13 protein-coding genes are annotated in these 16528 nt (G+C 75.4%); 5 read left to right on the top strand and 8 right to left on the bottom strand.

Annotation, left to right across the window (positions count from 1 at the left end; translation table 11 throughout):
- Positions 1-42 precede the first annotated feature (42 nt).
- The gene (locus tag ACIRPP_RS11815; protein ID WP_403640520.1) at positions 43-1536 is read right to left on the bottom strand and encodes a cellulose binding domain-containing protein; all 1494 of its coding nucleotides are present in this window, start codon (positions 1534-1536) and stop codon (positions 43-45) included.
- 226 nt (positions 1537-1762) lie between these two features.
- Positions 1763-3082, bottom strand: a complete 1320-nt coding sequence (locus ACIRPP_RS11820) for a radical SAM protein (RefSeq protein ID WP_403640523.1) — start codon at positions 3080-3082, stop codon at positions 1763-1765.
- 157 nt (positions 3083-3239) lie between these two features.
- Between ACIRPP_RS11820 and ACIRPP_RS11825 the strand changes: the two genes are divergently transcribed.
- Positions 3240-4490, top strand: coding sequence for an FAD-binding protein (locus tag ACIRPP_RS11825; protein WP_403640526.1), 1251 nt, complete (start codon positions 3240-3242; stop codon positions 4488-4490).
- A gap of 19 nt (positions 4491-4509) precedes the next feature.
- On the opposite strand, the gene ACIRPP_RS11830 is transcribed toward ACIRPP_RS11825, so the two are convergent.
- The gene (locus ACIRPP_RS11830) at positions 4510-5337 is read right to left on the bottom strand and encodes a class II glutamine amidotransferase (RefSeq protein WP_403640529.1); all 828 of its coding nucleotides are present in this window, start codon (positions 5335-5337) and stop codon (positions 4510-4512) included.
- A 479-nt stretch (positions 5338-5816) separates the two neighbouring features.
- Between ACIRPP_RS11830 and ACIRPP_RS11835 the strand changes: the two genes are divergently transcribed.
- Positions 5817-7220, top strand: coding sequence for a DUF2252 domain-containing protein (locus tag ACIRPP_RS11835; protein WP_403640532.1), 1404 nt, complete (start codon positions 5817-5819; stop codon positions 7218-7220).
- Positions 7221-7302: 82 nt separating this feature from the next.
- On the opposite strand, the gene ACIRPP_RS11840 is transcribed toward ACIRPP_RS11835, so the two are convergent.
- On the bottom strand, positions 7303-7500 hold the full coding sequence (locus tag ACIRPP_RS11840; protein WP_164345438.1) for a hypothetical protein: 198 nt from the start codon (positions 7498-7500) through the stop codon (positions 7303-7305).
- A gap of 187 nt (positions 7501-7687) precedes the next feature.
- Positions 7688-10468: a LuxR C-terminal-related transcriptional regulator gene (locus tag ACIRPP_RS11845; protein ID WP_403640535.1), complete on the bottom strand. Its 2781-nt coding sequence runs from the start codon at positions 10466-10468 to the stop codon at positions 7688-7690.
- 190 nt (positions 10469-10658) lie between these two features.
- On the opposite strand from ACIRPP_RS11845, the gene mmuM reads away from it, so the two are divergent.
- Complete coding sequence (gene mmuM, locus ACIRPP_RS11850) at positions 10659-11573, top strand: homocysteine S-methyltransferase (protein WP_403640538.1); 915 nt, start codon at positions 10659-10661, stop codon at positions 11571-11573.
- Between the two features lie 20 nt (positions 11574-11593).
- On the opposite strand, the gene ACIRPP_RS11855 is transcribed toward mmuM, so the two are convergent.
- Positions 11594-12514 (bottom strand): hypothetical protein, encoded by a 921-nt coding sequence (locus ACIRPP_RS11855; protein WP_403640541.1) that lies wholly within the window; start codon positions 12512-12514, stop codon positions 11594-11596.
- Positions 12515-12653: 139 nt separating this feature from the next.
- On the opposite strand from ACIRPP_RS11855, the gene ACIRPP_RS11860 reads away from it, so the two are divergent.
- The gene (locus ACIRPP_RS11860; RefSeq protein ID WP_403640544.1) at positions 12654-13217 is read left to right on the top strand and encodes a dihydrofolate reductase family protein; all 564 of its coding nucleotides are present in this window, start codon (positions 12654-12656) and stop codon (positions 13215-13217) included.
- Positions 13218-13280: 63 nt separating this feature from the next.
- Here ACIRPP_RS11860 and ACIRPP_RS11865 read toward each other — a convergent pair whose 3' ends face one another.
- Together ACIRPP_RS11865 and ACIRPP_RS11870 are read right to left on the bottom strand one after the other, a co-directional pair.
- Complete coding sequence (locus ACIRPP_RS11865) at positions 13281-14834, bottom strand: carboxylesterase/lipase family protein (RefSeq protein WP_403640547.1); 1554 nt, start codon at positions 14832-14834, stop codon at positions 13281-13283.
- A gap of 193 nt (positions 14835-15027) precedes the next feature.
- Positions 15028-15906 (bottom strand): alpha/beta fold hydrolase, encoded by an 879-nt coding sequence (locus ACIRPP_RS11870; protein ID WP_403640550.1) that lies wholly within the window; start codon positions 15904-15906, stop codon positions 15028-15030.
- A gap of 108 nt (positions 15907-16014) precedes the next feature.
- On the opposite strand from ACIRPP_RS11870, the gene ACIRPP_RS11875 reads away from it, so the two are divergent.
- Entirely contained in the window at positions 16015-16524 is a 510-nt protein-coding gene (locus ACIRPP_RS11875) for a CGNR zinc finger domain-containing protein (RefSeq protein WP_403640553.1), read from the top strand.
- The last annotated feature ends 4 nt before the right edge of the window (positions 16525-16528 follow it).

The raw sequence follows: 16528 nt of genomic DNA on the forward strand, positions 1-16528 counted from the left end.
TCCTTTTTCCGCCGCCCGCCGCCCGGCGCCCGGCCGGGCGGTTCAGGCCCGCGCACAGGGGCGGCCGTTGAGCGTGATGTCGCTCGGCGGGGTGTTGGTGCCGTCCCAGGAGGCGATGAACCCGAAGGCGATCCGGCCGTTCGCCGGGACGGCCGCGTTGTAGGAGGCGGCGGTGGCGGTCACCCGCGCGCCCTTCTGGTCGTGGGTGGCGTCCCACATCTGGCGGACCTGCTGGCCGTCGCGGAAGGAGAAGGCGACCCGCCAGGCGTCGAGCGGCTGCCGGGTGGTGACGGTCAGGGTGGCCTGGAAGCCGTCGGGCCACTGGTGGACCAGGTCGTAGACGGCCCGGCAGGCGGCGGGCGGGGTGTCGCTCGCGGTGGGCGGCGGGCCGGCGGTGCCGGAGGAGGTGCCCTGCGGCTCGGGGTCGGGGTCCTCCCGCTCGGGCACCGGCGCCGTGGTGCGGCCGGTGGAGGGGGACGGGGCGGAGGCGGACGGCGGCGCGGCGGTGGAGGGCTCGGTGGCGGGGCCGAGCGGAGGCGACAGGCCGGGGCCGGCGGCGGGGCGGCGGTTCTCCTCGGCGCGGGCCACGCTCCCGTCGCCGGACCCGCCGAACGGCATCAGCGAGGCGGCGAGCGCCAGCAGGGAGACCAGGACGGCGGCGGCCAGAAGGCTGTTGCGGGCGACGCGCGGACGGCTCTCGTCCGGGTCCTCGGCGGTCCCGGCCGCCGGGGCGGGGCGGGCCGTGCCGAGGCGCACGTCGGCGGCCCGGCGGCGCCGCTCCAGGTAGGCCGGTCCGCCCCAGCCGATCACCCCGCCGGCCAGGGCGCCGGGCAGTCCGCCGTCGGTCACCCGCAGGCAGGCGGCGGCCTCGGCGCACCGCACGCAGGTGGCGAGGTGGCGGGAGAGGTCCTCGGGGGTGTCGGCGGCGGGCGAGCGGGTGACCGCGTCGAGGAGGCGGGCGTAGCTGCGGCACTCCGCGTCCATCGGCGAGTCGAGGTGGTTGCGGTGGCACCGGTCCCGGAACAGGCGGCGCACCTGGGCGAGTTCGTCGCTCGCGGTGGCCGGGTCGAGGCCGAGGCGGCGGGCCACCACCGGCAGCGGCAGCGCCTCGACCTCGGCGAGCCACAGCAGTTCGGCGTCGGCGGGCTGGAGGTCACGCAGTCCGCGCAGGGCGACGGGGCGTTCCAGGGGCGGGCCGGTGTAGCGGGCGGCGCGGTCGGAGTGGAGCCACAGCCGCAGGTCCGGGTCCAGTTTGTGGCCCTGGCCGTCCTCCTCCCAGCGGGTCACCGCGGTGCGGACGGCGGTGAGCAGCAGCGGGATCCGGGGCAGCCGGGCCGCGCGGCGGCCGGTGCCGCGGACGGTCGCCGACTCGGCGGCGCGCAGGTCACGTATGCCGTGCGCGAAGGCCTCGCGGGCCAGTTCGGCGGCGGCGGCCGTCCCGGCCGTGCACAGGTCGGCGTAGGAGAGCACCGCGTCCCAGCACTCGGAGAACAGGGCCGTCTCGGAGACGTCCTGGGGGCTCGGCAGGTCGGGCATGGGTCTCCTGCATCCACGAACGAGGTCAACTCGCCATACCGGCGGATAAGTTGAGGGATGCCTCGCGGCAGACGACGACCCTTTCACGTCCGCGCCGCAACTGACAAGCGACGTCTTCACACATCCCGCGGACCGCACCCCTCGCCGGGACCCTACGCAAAGGAAGGCCGGAACGTCTCGGTTCCGGCCTTCCTCAGGTCCTGGCGACGGCCCCGCGGGCCCCGGCTCACGCCTCGACGGGCTCCTGCGCGGGCAGGCTGTCCATGAACGAGCTCACGGAGAACACCGCGCGGCCGGGGCCGGGCGGGCCGTAGCCGGGGGGCGAGGCCAGGCCGAAGTCGTCCATGGTGGCGCGGTAGGCCTCCAGCAGCCGGATGTGGTACTCCAGCGGCGCGCCCTGCGGGTTGGCCTTGCCGAGCGGGGTCGTGGGCTCGGGGCACCAGGTCGTGAAGCGGGGCGTGATGCCGTGCGACATGAAGAAGCGCAGCCCCTCGGTGGTGGAGGCGATGGCCTCGTCGACGGTGGTGAAGCCGAACGGCTGGGACATCTCCACGCCCGCCACGAAGTTGGGGATGACGTTGCGCGCGCCGAAGACGTCCGCGGAGTCCAGGATGCGCCGGTGCCACTCGTCCCGGCCGACGTAGCGCTCCTTGCCCGGGCAGTACATCTTGAACAGGTACTCGTCCCACACCTCGTAGTTGGGGTGGTAGATCTGCACGCCGTAGTCCTTGAAGCGCTGCACGTCGTCCTTGGGCAGCGCCTGGGCGACGACCTTGCCGATCCAGCGGCCGGGGAAGCGCTCCTCGATGGCCTTGGCGTAGTGGCCGTAGAAGTCGGCCTCGTCGCGGCCGGCGACGGTCCTGGTGATGGCGCCGCCGGTGAGGGTGTAGGCGGTGGACGCCTTCGCCGTGTCGTACCGGTCGATGATCTCCAGCGCCTCCAGGACCTCCTCGACGTCCTTGACTCCGGTGTACGGCCGGCCGGCGGCCTTGTGCTGGCGCCAGTTGTGGTTGATGTCGCAGTACTGGCACTCCTCCTTGGCGCCGAAGTACTGGCACACCCGGAAGACCGTCAGGTAGATCAGGTAGCCCCACTGGATGGTCGGGGCGACCTCCATGACGGACTTCCCGTTGGAGAGGGTGTGCCGGTAGTACTCGGGCATGGGCGGCACACCGACGTCGGAGATCCGCCTGCCGTCGAGGTAGAGGCCGAGCACACCGTGCTCGTCGGCGGCCACCCGGTAGGGCGACGCCGGGTTCACCCGCACCGACACCACCGTGCGGCGCAGGTCGTAGGGGCCCCCGGTGAGGATGATCTCCTCCGGCGGGCGCCTGAGCGCGGCCTCCCCCAGTTCCGGCAGGGTGCCGTGGTCGAAGGAGAAGATGAAGTACGACTTCGGTTTGACCTCGCCGTCCTCGTTGTCGCTGAGGGCGGAGGGGTCGAAGGCCACACCGCCCCGCAGCAGGTCCTCCTTGAAGACGGCTTCCCGCGGCACGTGCGGGAACCGCTCCATCAGATCCTCGACCAGCGCGGTCCGGCTGCCCATCCCGTGTCTCCTCCCGGCTCGGACGTACGACTCCTCACGGTATGCCCCCGCTCGGAGAACCGCGGTGCCGGGTCCCCCGACACGGGCCGCTCCACTCCCCGGGATAGGTTCCGGCGGGGGACGTCGGGCGTCCCCCGGACGTCACGGAGGGCGAGGGATGACCGAGAGCGTCACCAACTGGGCGGGCAACATCACGTACGCCGGCGCGGAGCTCCGCCGTCCGCGCGGCCTGGACGAGCTGCGGGCGCTGGTCCGCGGCGGCGGCCGGGTGCGGGTCCTGGGCAGCGGGCACTCCTTCAACCGGATCGCCGACCCGGGCGAGGGCGGGCTGCTGCTGTCGCTGGACGCGATGCCCCCGCGGATCGACGTGGACACCGCGGCCCGGACAGTCGTGGCCGGCGCCGGGGTGCGGTACGCGGAGCTGGCCCGCACCGTGCACGCGCACGGGCTGGCGCTGGGGAACATGGCGTCCCTGCCGCACATCTCCGTCGCCGGGTCGGTGGCGACCGGCACGCACGGTTCCGGCGTGACGAACGGCCCGCTGGCCTCGGCGGTGCGCGAGGTGGAGCTGGTCACGGCCGCCGGTGACCTCGAGCGCATCGGCCGGGCCGACGACCGCTTCGGCGCCGTCGTCACCTCGCTCGGCGCGCTGGGCGTGGTCACCGCGCTCACCCTGGACCTGGAGCCGGCCTACGAGGTGGAGCAGCACGTCTTCACCGAGCTGCCGCTCGACGTGCTCGACCCGCGGACGTTCGGGCAGGTGATGGCGTCGGCGTACAGCGTGAGCCTGTTCACCGACTGGCGGGCGCCCGGTTTCCGGCAGGTGTGGCTGAAGCGGCGCACCGACCGGCCGCTGCCGCCGTTCCCGTGGGCCGAGCCCGCGACCGGGAAGATGCACCCGGTGCCGGGCATGCCGGCCGTGAACTGCACCGAGCAGTCCGGGGTGCCGGGGCCGTGGCACGAGCGGCTGCCGCACTTCCGCGCGGAGTTCACCCCGAGCAGCGGGGCGGAGCTGCAGTCGGAGTACCTGATGCCGCGCGGCTGCGCCGTCGAGGCGCTGCACGCGCTCGACGCGGTCCGGGAGACCGTCGCCCCCGTGCTGCAGACCTGCGAGATACGCACGGTCGCCGCGGACGAGCAGTGGCTCAGCCCGGCCCACGGCCGGGACTCGGTGGCCTTCCACTTCACCTGGATCGCGGACGCCGGGGCGGTGCTGCCGGTGGTGCGGCGGGTGGAGGAGGCCCTGGCGCCCTTCGCGCCGCGGCCGCACTGGGGGAAGGTGTTCACCACCCCGGTGGCCGAGCTGCGCGACCGGTACCCCCGGCTGCGGGACTTCGCGCACCTGGCCGGCACCCTGGACCCGACGGAGACCTTCCGCAACGCCTTCGTCCGCGAGCTGCTGCGGTAGCGGGCGCGCCGGCCCGCGGTCAGGCGGGCGCGAACGCGTGCATCTCGTCCCCGCCCGGCCGCACCACCCCGTAGGTGCTCTCGGGGACGGCGTTCCAGGCCCCCGGCATGTCGCCGAGGGGCTCGGAGACGATCAGGCGGGTGCCCTCGGACACTCCGCGCAGGAACTCCAGGTCGGGGTGGAGGGAGCGCAGGGTCTCCACGCGCGTGCTGTAGAAGAGGGAGCGGGACTCCCGTCGGCTGGAGTACCGGAACGCCCACAGGCTCTCGCCGTCCGTCACCGCGACCGTCATCTGCAGCGGGTCCGGCACGCCGTGCGCGCGGCCGGTGCGCTCGACGAGTCCGGCCATCCGCGCGACGGCGGCCGGCGGGTCCTCCTCCAGGCCGAGGGTGAGCGCCAGGTAGAACATCGTCTCGGAGTCCGTGGAGCCCTCGATGTGCGGGAAGAGGTCCGGGTCCACGGCCAGCAGCAGGTCCCGCCGGACCCGGTCGAACCCCTCGATCGCGCCGTTGTGCATCCACATCCAGGGGCCGTGGCGGAAGGGGTGGCAGTTGGTCTGCTGCACCGCCGAGCCGGTGGAGGCGCGGATGTGGGCGAAGAACAGGTGGGAGCGGACGTGGCGGGCGATCTCGCGCAGGTTGCGGTTGCTCCAGGCCGGGCCGATCTCCCGCAGCACGGCCGGCGTGCCGTCACCGTCCCCGTACCAGCCGACGCCGAACCCGTCGCCGTTGGTGGTCTCCACCCCCATTTTGGCGTGCAGGCTCTGGTCGATCAGGGAGTGGGCGGGCCGGTAGAGGATGCTGTCGAGCAGGATCGGGGTGCCCGAGTAGGCGAGCCAACGGCACATCGTGCGGGTCCTCTCATGTCGCTCGGGACCCCACGGGTCCCCCGGCTTCCCGCAGCCCCGGGTACCCCCGCCCGCGCTTCGGACCCACGCGTCCCGCCGGCGTCCCACTGGATCACACCGGTCCCGCCCGGTATTCCGCCCGCATTCCGCCCCCCGGCCGCTCACCGCGGGGGCGCGGAGACCCGCCCCCGGGACACGGCAGACCACGGGGGCGGGCAGCAGCGGTGCCGTCCGGGGGGCCGGGCGGGGCGGTGCCGGGCCGACCGCGTCGGCCCCTGGGCGGCGCCGGACCGGTGGCCGGTGGTGGCTCGGTGACCGGCGAGGACGAGGTGCAGCGCCCTGCGGCGCCGGCCGCCCACCCCAGGCTGCGGCCGGCGCCACCGGGCCGCCTCACCCCCGGCGGGTGATCCGCCGCGGCGGACCGGCGGCGACAGTGGGGGCGGACAGACGTCGGCCCACGGCGGGAGCGGAGTTCTGCGATGGCCGTACCCAGCGTCCTGAACGCGCCCTTGTCCCCTGCGGAGCGTGCCCGGCACGGCAGAGCCGCCCGGTCGCGTGCGCCCCGGTCGGTGCACGGCTGGTTCGAGGCTCCCGGGGACCGGCCCGACCCGGTCGACACGATCGAACGCCAGTCGGCGACCCGGCTGCCCGAGCTGGTGCCGATCCGCTACGGCCGCATGCTCGAATCCCCGTTCCGCTTCTACCGCGGCGCCGCCGCGATCATGGCGGCGGACCTCGGGCCCGCCCCGAACACCGGACTGACCGTGCAGCTCTGCGGGGACGCGCACCTGCTGAACTTCCGGCTGCTGGCCTCGCCGGAACGGCATCTGGTCTTCGACATCAACGACTTCGACGAGACGCTGGCCGGCCCCTTCGAATGGGACGTCAAACGCCTCGCGGCCAGCTTCGTCATCGCGGCCCGGGCCAACGGCTTCGCCGCCGACGAGCAGGACGACGCCGTCCGCACGTGTGTGCGCGCCTACCGGCGGCGGATGCGGGACTTCGCCGGCATGCGCACCCTGGACGTCTGGTACGCGCAGGACGACGTCGACCGGATGCGGCAGCTGCTGGCGTCCTCGATGGACCGGGAGACCCGCAGGCGCACCGACCGGGCGACGGCCAAGGCCCGCACCCGCACCCACCTCCAGGCGTACACGAAGCTCACGCGGGTCACGGCCGAGGGGCGGCGCATCGCACCCGACCCGCCGCTGCTGGTGCCGCTCGGCGACCTGCTGGACGATCCGGCCGAGGAGCGGCAGGGTCTGCGCGGCGTCCTCCAGGGGTACGTGCGCTCCCTGTCCTCGGAGCGCCGGTACCTGCTGGGCCGGTACCACGTGGTCGACATGGCGCGGAAGGTGGTGGGCGTCGGCAGTGTCGGCACCCGCTGCTGGATCGTGCTGCTGCTCGGCCGGGACGACGACGATCCGCTGCTGCTGCAGGCCAAGGAGGCGCAGGAGTCCGTGCTCGCCCCCTACACGGGCGGTGAGCCGTGCGAGCACCAGGGCCGCCGGGTGGTGGCCGGGCAGCGGCTCATCCAGACGTCGAGCGACATCCTGCTGGGCTGGACCCACGCCGTGGGCCTCGACGGGCGGGGCCGGGACTTCTACGTGCGGCAGCTGCGCGACTGGAAGGGCATCGCCCGCCCCGAGACCATGGACCCCAGTCTGCTCCGCCTGTTCGCCCGGCTGTGCGGCAGCGCCCTGGCCCGGGCCCACGCGCGGTCCGGGGACCCGGTCGCCATCGCCGCCTACCTCGGCGGGAGCGGCCGGTTCGACCGGGCGCTCGTCGCGTTCGCCCGGTCCTACGCCGACCTCAACGAACGGGACCACGCGGCGCTGGGCGCGGCGGTCCGGTCGGGACGGGTGCGGGCGGAGAGCCGGTGAGGCGCGCCGGGGGTCTCCCGGCCCGGGGTCTCCAGGCCAGGGGTCTCCCGGCCCGGGGGCTCCCGGTCGCCCGGGCCGCCGGTCAGCGGGGTGCGGGCCGTACCTCCAGCAGGCGCAGCCCCAGGGACCGGCAGCGGGCCAGCAGCCCGTACAGGTGGGCCTCGTCGACGACGTGCCCGTAGAGCACCGTCTGACCCGGCATCATCACGTGGTCGAGCTCGGGGAAGGCGTCGATCCGGTCCTTCGGCAGCCGCCCGGCCACGCGGAGTTCGTAGTGCATGAGCCGGCCCTCCCGTGCCGTGGGACGTCGTGCGCGGGCGGCCGGTGCCGCGGGGCGTCGTTCCGCGCTCCGCGCGCGTGACGGCCGGCCGCCGGTGCGGGGCGCGTGCCCGCACACCGTGCCTCCGATGCTCCGCGCGCGACCCCGGGCCGGGCTCACCCGCCACGGGCGAGTCACGTCGGGCTTCTCACAGCAGGCCCAGCTCACGCGCGCGGCGCACGGCCTCGCCCCGGCGGTTCACCGCGAGTTTCCGGTACACGCTCTTGAGGTGGGTCTTGACCGTGTTCACCGACACGTACAGGTCGGCGGCGATCTCCTGGGTGGACATCATCAGGGCCAGCCGCCGCAGTACGTCGCGTTCCCGGCCGCTGAGTTCCTCCACCACCGGCGGGCGCCGCTCGGCGTCCGGTGCCGACGGCTCGTACGGTGCCGCCGGGTCGCCTCGGGTGAGCCAGCCCGCGGCGAGCCGGTCCAGCGGGGGCGCGCCCAGCAGCGGCCGGATCCAGGGCCCGGCGTCGACGAAGGGGCGGCGCAGCCGCTCGTGGCGGGCCTCCTTCAGGGCCCGGGCCACGAACCGGAGCGCCGTCGCCCGGTCGCCCACCGCGTCCGCGGCCTGGGCCCGCACCAGCGCGGCCCGGACCGTCACCCCCGGCCCGCCGCGACGCCCGGGCCCCGCCCGGTCGAGGAGGTGCACCGCCCGCGCCGGCCGTCCGGCGGCGAGTTCCACGCGGGCGGCGTCCACCGCTCCCGTCCCCTGCTCGTCCGGCAGGTTCGCGAGCAGTTCGGCGGCGGTGGCGGCGCGGCCCTCGGCGAGGTGCGCGGCCGCCTCGACGTCGGCCCGTTCCCGCCGCGCCCAGGGCGAGGGCCGTTCGGCCGGGATCTCCACGTCTACGGCCTTCAGAGCGGCCCGCGGCTCGCCCCGCGCCAGGTGCAGCCGCCCGGCGACGATGGCGCGTCCGGCCTCGGCCACCGGGTCCCGCACGGCCGGTTCACAGCCGTCCACGGCGTCGAGCAGGGTGCGGGCCTGGCCCATCTCGTCGCGGTCCAGAGCCAGGGCGGCGAGGACCAGGTGCTCGACGCCGGACCCGGCGGGCCGCGGCAGCCCGTACCGTTCCGCCTCCGCGATCGCCGCGTGGGCCGCGCGCTCCGCCGCGCCGAGACGTCCGTCGAGGTAGTCGATCAGGGCCAGCAGGCCCAGGGCGTCCGCGCGGGGCGGGGCGGTGGCGGCGCGGTCGGCTCCCGCACCGGTCACGGCGCTCAGCGCGGCCCGCGCCTCTGCGAACCGCCCGGCCCACAGGCGGGCCGCTCCCACGTGGGTGCGGAGCAGGGCGTCGAACTCGGGGTGGCCGTCCACCAGGGGCCCGGGCACCGCGTCGCGGAGCCGGTCCGCGGTCTCGGCCGCCGCCTCCGCCCGGGCCGGCGCCCCGGCCAGCCGCGCCGCCAGCGCCCGCAGCAGCGCGCAGCTCAGCCGGGCCGCCGCCCCGGGCACGGGACCGTCCGACGGGTCACCGGCGCGTTCCGGGTCACCGGCGGGACGCAGGTCCGCCGGGCCGTCGGGGGCGTCCGCGGCAGGGAGCGGGGGGATCGGGCCGAGGGCCTGCTCGGCCCGGCGCAGCCGGGTCAGACCGCCGTCCAGGTCACCGCGGGCCAGGTCGCGGGCGGCCCCGACGAGGTGCGCGGCCGGAGCCGTGCCGCCGGGTCCCGTCCGGGCGAAGAGGCCGGCCGTGTCGTCGGCGTGCTGGCCGGTGAAGAGGCGGCCGATGGCGAGGTCGTCGACCAGGACGGCCGCGGTGAAGTCCTGGTCGCCGGCGGCCGCCGCGTGGGCGAGCGCCTCGGTGAGGCCGCCGGAGTCCCGCAGCCACCGGGCCGCCCGGCGGTGCAGTTCCGGCTCCATGCCGGGATACCGCATCCGCAGGTGGGCCCGGAGGATCTCGGCGAACAGCGGGTGGAGCCGGTACTGCCCGTGCCCGAGGTGCTCGACGAAGGCGTTGGCACGGCTCAGCCCGGCCAGCACGGCCTCCGCGTCGGTGCGCAGGGTCAGCGCGTTCACGAGACCGGCGGAGAACCGGTCGAGCACGCTGATCCGCAGCAGCAGGTCCTGCGTGGCGGGCGGCTGCCGCTTGAGCACCTCGGCCAACAGGAAGTCGGCGATCGTGGTGCGGTCGGCCTCGAACTCCCGCAGCTGGGTGCGGGGATCGGGGCTCTGCGCGGCCGCCAGCGCCGCCAGCCGCAGCCCGGCCGCCCACCCCTCGGTGCGGGTGACGAGCGCGCGCACGTCGGCGGCGGGCAGGCGCAGCCCGTGGCAGGCGAGCAGGGCGGCCGCCTCGGACGGCGTGAACGCCAGCTCCGCGCCCCGGATCTCCGTCAGCTCCCCCGCCGCCCGGTACCGGTGCAGCGGCAGCAGCGGCTCGGTGCGGGTGACGAGGACCAGCCGCAGGCCGCGCCCGGCGTGGTGCAGGACGAACTCCAGCTGGGCGTGGATCTCCGGGTCGGTGACCCGGTCGAACTCGTCCAGGACCACGGTCACGGGCCGCTCCCGCGCGCTCAGTTCGGCGGCGAGCCGGGCGGGCAGCGCGGGGTCGACGCCGGGCGCGCGGGCGGGGACCGCGAGGTCGTCGGGCAGACCGGCGCCGGAGGTGCGCAGGGCCTCCAGCAGGTAGGCCCAGAACATGACGGATCCCTGGCCTGCCGTGTCGGTGGTGAGCCAGGCGATGTCCGTCCCGCCGGACCGCCCCGCCCCGCTGCCGGCCCAGTCCGCCACCAGCAGCGTCTTCCCGGCCCCGGCGGCTCCGTTGACCATGGTCAGCGGTGTCCGCAGGGCCTGGTCGAGATGCTCGGTCAGCCGGCGCCGCCGCAGGAACGTCGGCGGTCTCGCGGGCACGGCGAACCGGGTCCGCAGGAACGGACCACCGTGCGGGTCGGCCGGATGCACCGCCGGACGCGCCCCGTCTCCGCCGAACCCGCTCATGGCGTTCACCGCCACTGGTCGTCAGCTCGTCGAGCAGCCTGGATCGTGCTCACCCCAGCATCCCAGCCCCCGGCCGGTGGCGCGCGCCGCGCCGTCCCGGCCCGTCCCGGCCCGGCCCGGTGGAGGAACCGCGGGAGGTGCCTCGGCCACTGATGGGCGGGGCCGCGGCCGTCCGGCTACCGTCGACGGTATGCCCACGCCCGCCCTTTCCCTCACCGATGCCCTCGCGAGCGGCACGGTCGTCGTCGACGGCGGCCTGTCCAACCAGCTCGCGGCGGCCGGTCACGACCTCAGCGACACCCTGTGGTCGGCGCGGCTGCTCGCCGACGATCCCGAGGCGGTCGCCGGCGCCCATCTCGCCTACTTCGAGGCGGGCGCCGACGTGGCGATCACCGCCAGTTACCAGGCCACGTTCGAGGGCTTCGCCCGGCAGGGCATCGACCGCCGCCGGGCGGCCGGGCTGCTCGCGCTGAGCGTGGAGGCGGCACGTGACGCGACCCTGCGCGCCCGCACCGCCCGCCCCCTGTACGTCGCCGCCTCGGTCGGCCCCTACGGCGCGATGCTCGCCGACGGCTCCGAGTACCGGGGCCGCTACGGCCTGAGCGTGGCCGAGCTGGAGCGCTTCCACCGGCCCCGCATGGAGATCCTGGCCGCCGCCCGCCCCGACGTGCTGGCCCTGGAGACGGTCCCCGACACCGACGAGGCGGAGGCCCTCCTGGGCGTGCTGCGGGACCTGGACGTGCCGGCCTGGCTCTCCTACTCCGTGGCCGGCGACCGCACCCGCGCGGGCCAGCGGCTGGAGGACGCCTTCGCCCTGGCCGCGGACGCCGACGGGGTGATCGCGGTCGGCGTCAACTGCTGTGCGCCCGAGGACGCCGACCACGCCGTCGAGGTCGCCGCCCTGGTCAGCGGCAAGCCCGTCGTCGTCTACCCCAACAGCGGCGAGACCTGGGACGCCACCGCCCGCGCGTGGACCGGCACCCCGACCTTCACCGCGGACCGGGTCACCGGCTGGCGCGAGTCGGGCGCCCGCCTGATCGGCGGCTGCTGCCGGGTGGGCCCGGACACCATCGCGGCGGTCGCGGCGGCGGTGGGGCGGGGTTGACGGGTCGCCTTCGGCGCGGGTCAACCGCGGTGCAGGACGTACCGCTCCCCCGAGTCCGGGTCGCCGATCCAGTAGAACAGGCTGGGCCGTTCCTCGGTACCGCCGAACTCGTACGTCCTGCCCAGGCAGTCGTCGCCGCCGAGTTCGAGCCGCGGCCCGCCCTGCGTCCCTTCCTCCCGCGTCCAGGTGCCGGAGCCGCTGCACCGCACCTCGCCGCCCACGTCGTCGGCCACCGCGGAGCCGTCCGCCCGGAGGGTCAGCGTGCCGCCCCGGTCGTCGTTCCAGGTGCCGACGAGCTGCGTCTCGGTGAGCCGCGGCGGCTCGTACTCCTGGATCAGTCCCGTCGCGTAGGCCACCAGGCCGCCGACGAAGACCAGCACCGACAGGGCCGCTCCGACGGCGCCCACCAGCGCGACCGTCACGAACCGGGCAGCGGTGCGGCGCCGCACGGTCGCGGCTCTCGCGCACAGCGCGGCGGGGATCAGTCCGGCGAGCACCCCGAGTGGGATGTACGCGAGCAGGGCAGGGTCGGCGCCGGTCAGCGACCCCACCGCTCCGGCGCCCACGGCGGTCAGCAGGGCGAGCGCCCCGCAGACGGCCAGGCACCACAGCGGTGTCTCCGCCCGGCCCGCCCTGCGGGCCGACCAGCGCGACAGCTGCACGACCGGCAGCACCACCGCCGCCGAGACGATCATTCCCGCCAACGCCAGCAGCAGCGCGGTCACCACGGCCATCACGGCGAGCCCGATGAAAGCGATGAAGTCGGTGCCGTAATAGTTCTCTTCGCGCAGGGACGCCAGCATGGCGACCACCAGCGCCAGCCCGCCCTCCGCCGCCAGCGCCACGGCCCCCGTCAGCCATGCGGCCGTCCAGCCGGCTCCCCCCACCCGGTGGTTCTCACCGGAACCCGTGTCGTGCCGCGGCATGGTCAAATGCGTCATCACGGCTCCCCCTTGATCCGTCGGATGTCATCATCCACCCGCCCTCACCGGCCGCAGCGGGCGGGGTCCGCGCGTCGCGATGAGTTCCGGCGCCCCCGGCGGTCGTAAGGTCGATTCCCGGGACCGAGGAGGACCTCCGATGCGCAGCGTGACCTACTCCATGAACGTTTCCCTGGACGGCTACATCGCCGGGCCGGACGGCGGCTTCGACTGGTCCGCGCCGGACGACGACGTCTTCCGCTTCTGGATCGACGACATCCGGGGGGTCGGCGTCCACCTGCTGGGACGGCGGCTGTACGAGACGATGCTGTACTGGGAGACCGCCGCCGAGGACCCGTCGCTCGACGCCGACCAGCGCGAGTGGATCTCGCTGTGGAACCCGCTGCCGAAGGTGGTGTTCTCCACCACGCTCTTCGACGTGCAGGGGAACGCCCGCCTGGCGTCCGGCACCGTCGCCGAGGAGATCGAGCGGCTGCGGGCCGAGCCGGGCGAGGGCGACATCGCGATCGGCGGCGCGACCCTCGCCACCGCGGCCGCCGAGGCGGGGCTGATCGACGAGTACCGGGTGATGGTCTACCCGGTGCTGGTCGGCGGTGGTCTCCCGTTCTTCCCCCGGGACGAGCGCCGGGTGGATCTGGAGCTGGTCGAGACCCGCACCTTCAACGAGAAGTTCGTGTACCTGCGGTACCGCCGGGTGCGCTGACCTGCCCGGGGCGGACACACCCGCCGGGGAAATCCGGTGTCGTCGCGGCCCGCGGCGCCCCGGTCAGGTGCGTCTGAGCGCGCCCATGCGCCGCAGGCGGCGCACCACCCGGCGCAGTTCCGGAGGGTCGGCCGGTGGGGGCGCGGATTCCTCGGCGGGGGCGGCCCACAGGGCGAGTTCGCGGTCGCGGGGACCGAGGAGGGTGTGCGGGGGACCGTCGCCGAAGACGTGGACGGGGTGGTCCGCGTTCCAGCGCGGCCAGCCGGGGGTGCCGTCGGTGACGAACCGCACCCAGGCGCCGTGCATCGCGTCGGCGAGGTCCTCGGGGGCGTCGTCGCCGGCCAGCCTGCGGGCCTCGGGCCGGTCGCCGGTGTGGAAGACGAATCCCAGCTCCAGCGCGTGGCAGGCGCCCATGCCGGGGCGGTTGGACGGCCAGGCGAACTCGTAGACGTACGAGGGGTCCGTGCGGCCGTCGGCCAGGCGGTGCAGGGGCATGCGGAGCAGGTGGTCGGTGACCATCTGGCCGACGATCTCGGCGGTACCGGCGTCCGGGAGGAGTTCGCGGTAACCCCGGGGCACCTCGCTGCCGCAGCGGCAGCGGGCCATGGCACCCGCGAGGGCGACGGCGCCGAGGCGGTCGACGCGTTCCGTCAGGCCGCCGGGGACCAGCCACAGCCGGTACTCGTCGCGCGTCCAGCCCATGAGGAGGTCGACGCCGGGGGCCGCGCCGCCGGTGGTGAGCGCGTCGAGGGGGTCGTGCGGGACGAGGTCGCCGTCGACGACGATGCCGAAGGCGGGGCCGCCGAGGACCGGGCTGCTGAGGCGGCCCACCTCGGCCTGGACGCGCAGCAGCCGGTCCCGTTCGACGGCGGCGAACGCCTCTGCCGTGGCGGGCACCTTCAGACGCCCCGCCATGCGGCGGACCATGCGCCGGACCTTGTCCCGGTCGGACGCCTCGGGCGGCCCGCTCTGCAGGACGGCGCGCCGCACCAGCCCCTGCGTCCCGGGTGCGGCGAGGAGCGCGCCGGTACTGATCGCCCCGGCGGACTGTCCCGCGAGGGTGATGCGGGACGGGTCGCCGCCGAAGGCCGTGATCGCCTCGTGGACCCAGCGCAGGGCGGCGAGCTGGTCGCGCAGGCCGGGGTTGGCGGGGGCGTCGGGGAAGAGTCCGTACCCCTCCACGCCCAGGCGGTAGTTGACGGACACGCACACCACGCCGTCGCGGGCGAAGGCGTGGCCGTCGTACACGGGCACGGCGGAGGAGCCCCGGGTCAGGGCGCCCCCGTGCAGCCACACCAGCACGGGGAGGCGGGCCCGCGGGGACGGGTCCGGGGTCCACACGTTGAGGTTGAGGCAGCCGTCGCCTGCCACGAACGGATCGGAGAGGTACTGCGCGAACGCCTCGGAGTACGGCGGCTTCGGGGCCGTCGGCCCGAACGCCCCGGCGTCGCGCACCCCGTCCCACGGCTCGGGCGGAACGGGCGGCCGGAACCGGCGCGGGCCGAACGGGGGTGCCGCGTACGGGATGCCCCGGTACACGGCGACGCCGCGCTCCCACCTGCCGCGGACGGCACCGTGGGGGGTGTCGGTCACGGGGTGCGCCTGGTCTGCCGTCATCTGCCACCAGCCCTTCACCGCGCCGCGCTCACGCGCGCCGCTGAACCCACCGGTAACACAAGAGCGCTCTCCTCGCACGCGGTATTCCGTCCGCCGGGAGGACGCCCCGGGTCGGTCCGCGCGGCGCCGGCGCACGGAGCACGGGCCTGCGGGGAGGGACGCCGCCGCGCGGCCCGCCCCTCCCCCGGCCCGCTCACGCCCGGGACGCGGTGGCGGTCGTCAGGAATCCGCGCAGGTGGCCGGCCACGGTGTCCAGGTGGCTCTCCAGCAGGAAGTGGCCGCCCCCGCGGACCAGGCGGATCTCCGCGTCCGGGAGGTCCCGCGCGAAGGCGCGCGCCCCGTCCGGGCCGAAGATCTCGTCCCCGGCGCCCCAGACCGCGAGCAGCGGGACCCGGTGCTCCCGGAACCAGGCGTGCACCCGGGGGTAGAGCGGCCGGTTGGAGGCGTAGTCGCGGAACAGGGCCAGCTGGGCGAGGTCGTTGCCCGGGCGGTTGACGTCCCGGTGGTCGGCGGTCCAGGTGTCGGGGTCGACGAGTTCGGGCCGGTCCACACCGTGCAGGTACTGCCACCGGATGGCGTCCAGCGAGAGGGCGGCCCGGACGGCGGGCTCGGTGGCGGGGCCCGGGTCCTCGGCGTACGCCCAGACCGGCTTCCAGAAGTCCGGTACGAAGCCGTCCTCGTAGGCGTTGCCGTTCTGGGTGATCACCGCCGTGATCGCCTGCGGGGCGCGCAGGGCGAGCCGCCAGCCGATGGGGGCGCCGTAGTCCTGGACATAGATCGCGTAGCGGGTGACGCCGAGCTGGGCCAGGAGGGCCTCGGTGACGTCCGTGAGGGCGTCGAAGGTGTAGGTGAACTCGTCCACGGCCGGGGTGTCGGAGCGGCCGAAGCCGAGGTGGTCGGGCGCGATGACGTGGAAGCGGTCGGCGAGGGCGGGGACGAGGTGGCGGAACATGCGCGAGCTGGTGGGGAAGCCGTGCAGCAGCACGAGCGTGGGGGCTTCCCGGGGCCCCGCCTCGCGGTAGAAGACGCGGTGCCCCCGCACGGTGGCGTACTGGTGGCGGATCTCGGCCATGACTAACCCCTTAGATGGGTTTTGATGGTTACCTGGCTGCCAGTAGACCCCCGGTGGAGTAACCTGTCAAACGCATTGATGGAGTTAGCCGGAAAGGTGGCGGGTGGCGTGCTGGACGAGCGGGCCCTGCTGGAGGCGCTGAACAGCACCCCGGTGCTCGACGGCCGGCCCCAGGACCTGTGGAGCGACGACCACGACGTGGACCGGTGGGCCCGGGACCACGGCCGGGAGGTCGCCGGCGACGCGGAACGGCGGTGGCTGCGCACCGCCCGGGACGCGCTGCGGGCGGTGGAGTCGGGCACCTCGGACGGGGGCGGTCTGCGCCGGGTCCTCGCCGGGGTCCGCCAGGTGCCGCGGGCCGGCGCCTCGGGCGTCGAGTGGGAGCTGGAGGTGCCGGACGGGCGCGGGCTCGCCGTGGAGCTGGTCCTCACCTGGGCGGACGTCAAGGAGCGCCTGCCCGGCCGGCTGCGGCCCTGCGGCAACCCGGAGTGCCGTCTGTTCCTGCTGGACCGCAGTCGCGCCAACACCGCGCGCTGGTGCTCCATGAAGACCTGCGGGAACCGGCTCAAGGCCCGCCGGCACCAGGCGCGGGTCCGGCAGACCTCGCGGCCCGAGTAGCCCG

This window comes from Streptomyces sp. NPDC101219 (assembly GCF_044767675.1).
Taxonomy (GTDB): Bacteria; Actinomycetota; Actinomycetes; order Streptomycetales; family Streptomycetaceae; genus Streptomyces.

What these genes read in the sequence shown, in the direction of transcription:
- ACIRPP_RS11815 (WP_403640520.1), bottom strand. Translation starts at nt 1,536, where the DNA reads ATGCCCGACCTGCCGAGCCCCCAGGACGTCTCCGAGACGGCCCTGTTC.
- ACIRPP_RS11820 (WP_403640523.1), bottom strand. Translation starts at nt 3,082, where the DNA reads ATGGGCAGCCGGACCGCGCTGGTCGAGGATCTGATGGAGCGGTTCCCG.
- ACIRPP_RS11825 (WP_403640526.1), top strand. Translation starts at nt 3,240, where the DNA reads ATGACCGAGAGCGTCACCAACTGGGCGGGCAACATCACGTACGCCGGC.
- ACIRPP_RS11830 (WP_403640529.1), bottom strand. Translation starts at nt 5,337, where the DNA reads ATGTGCCGTTGGCTCGCCTACTCGGGCACCCCGATCCTGCTCGACAGC.
- ACIRPP_RS11835 (WP_403640532.1), top strand. Translation starts at nt 5,817, where the DNA reads ATGGCCGTACCCAGCGTCCTGAACGCGCCCTTGTCCCCTGCGGAGCGT.
- ACIRPP_RS11840 (WP_164345438.1), bottom strand. Translation starts at nt 7,500, where the DNA reads ATGCACTACGAACTCCGCGTGGCCGGGCGGCTGCCGAAGGACCGGATC.
- ACIRPP_RS11845 (WP_403640535.1), bottom strand. Translation starts at nt 10,468, where the DNA reads ATGAGCGGGTTCGGCGGAGACGGGGCGCGTCCGGCGGTGCATCCGGCC.
- mmuM (WP_403640538.1), top strand. Translation starts at nt 10,659, where the DNA reads ATGCCCACGCCCGCCCTTTCCCTCACCGATGCCCTCGCGAGCGGCACG.
- ACIRPP_RS11855 (WP_403640541.1), bottom strand. Translation starts at nt 12,514, where the DNA reads ATGACGCATTTGACCATGCCGCGGCACGACACGGGTTCCGGTGAGAAC.
- ACIRPP_RS11860 (WP_403640544.1), top strand. Translation starts at nt 12,654, where the DNA reads ATGCGCAGCGTGACCTACTCCATGAACGTTTCCCTGGACGGCTACATC.
- ACIRPP_RS11865 (WP_403640547.1), bottom strand. Translation starts at nt 14,834, where the DNA reads ATGACGGCAGACCAGGCGCACCCCGTGACCGACACCCCCCACGGTGCC.
- ACIRPP_RS11870 (WP_403640550.1), bottom strand. Translation starts at nt 15,906, where the DNA reads ATGGCCGAGATCCGCCACCAGTACGCCACCGTGCGGGGGCACCGCGTC.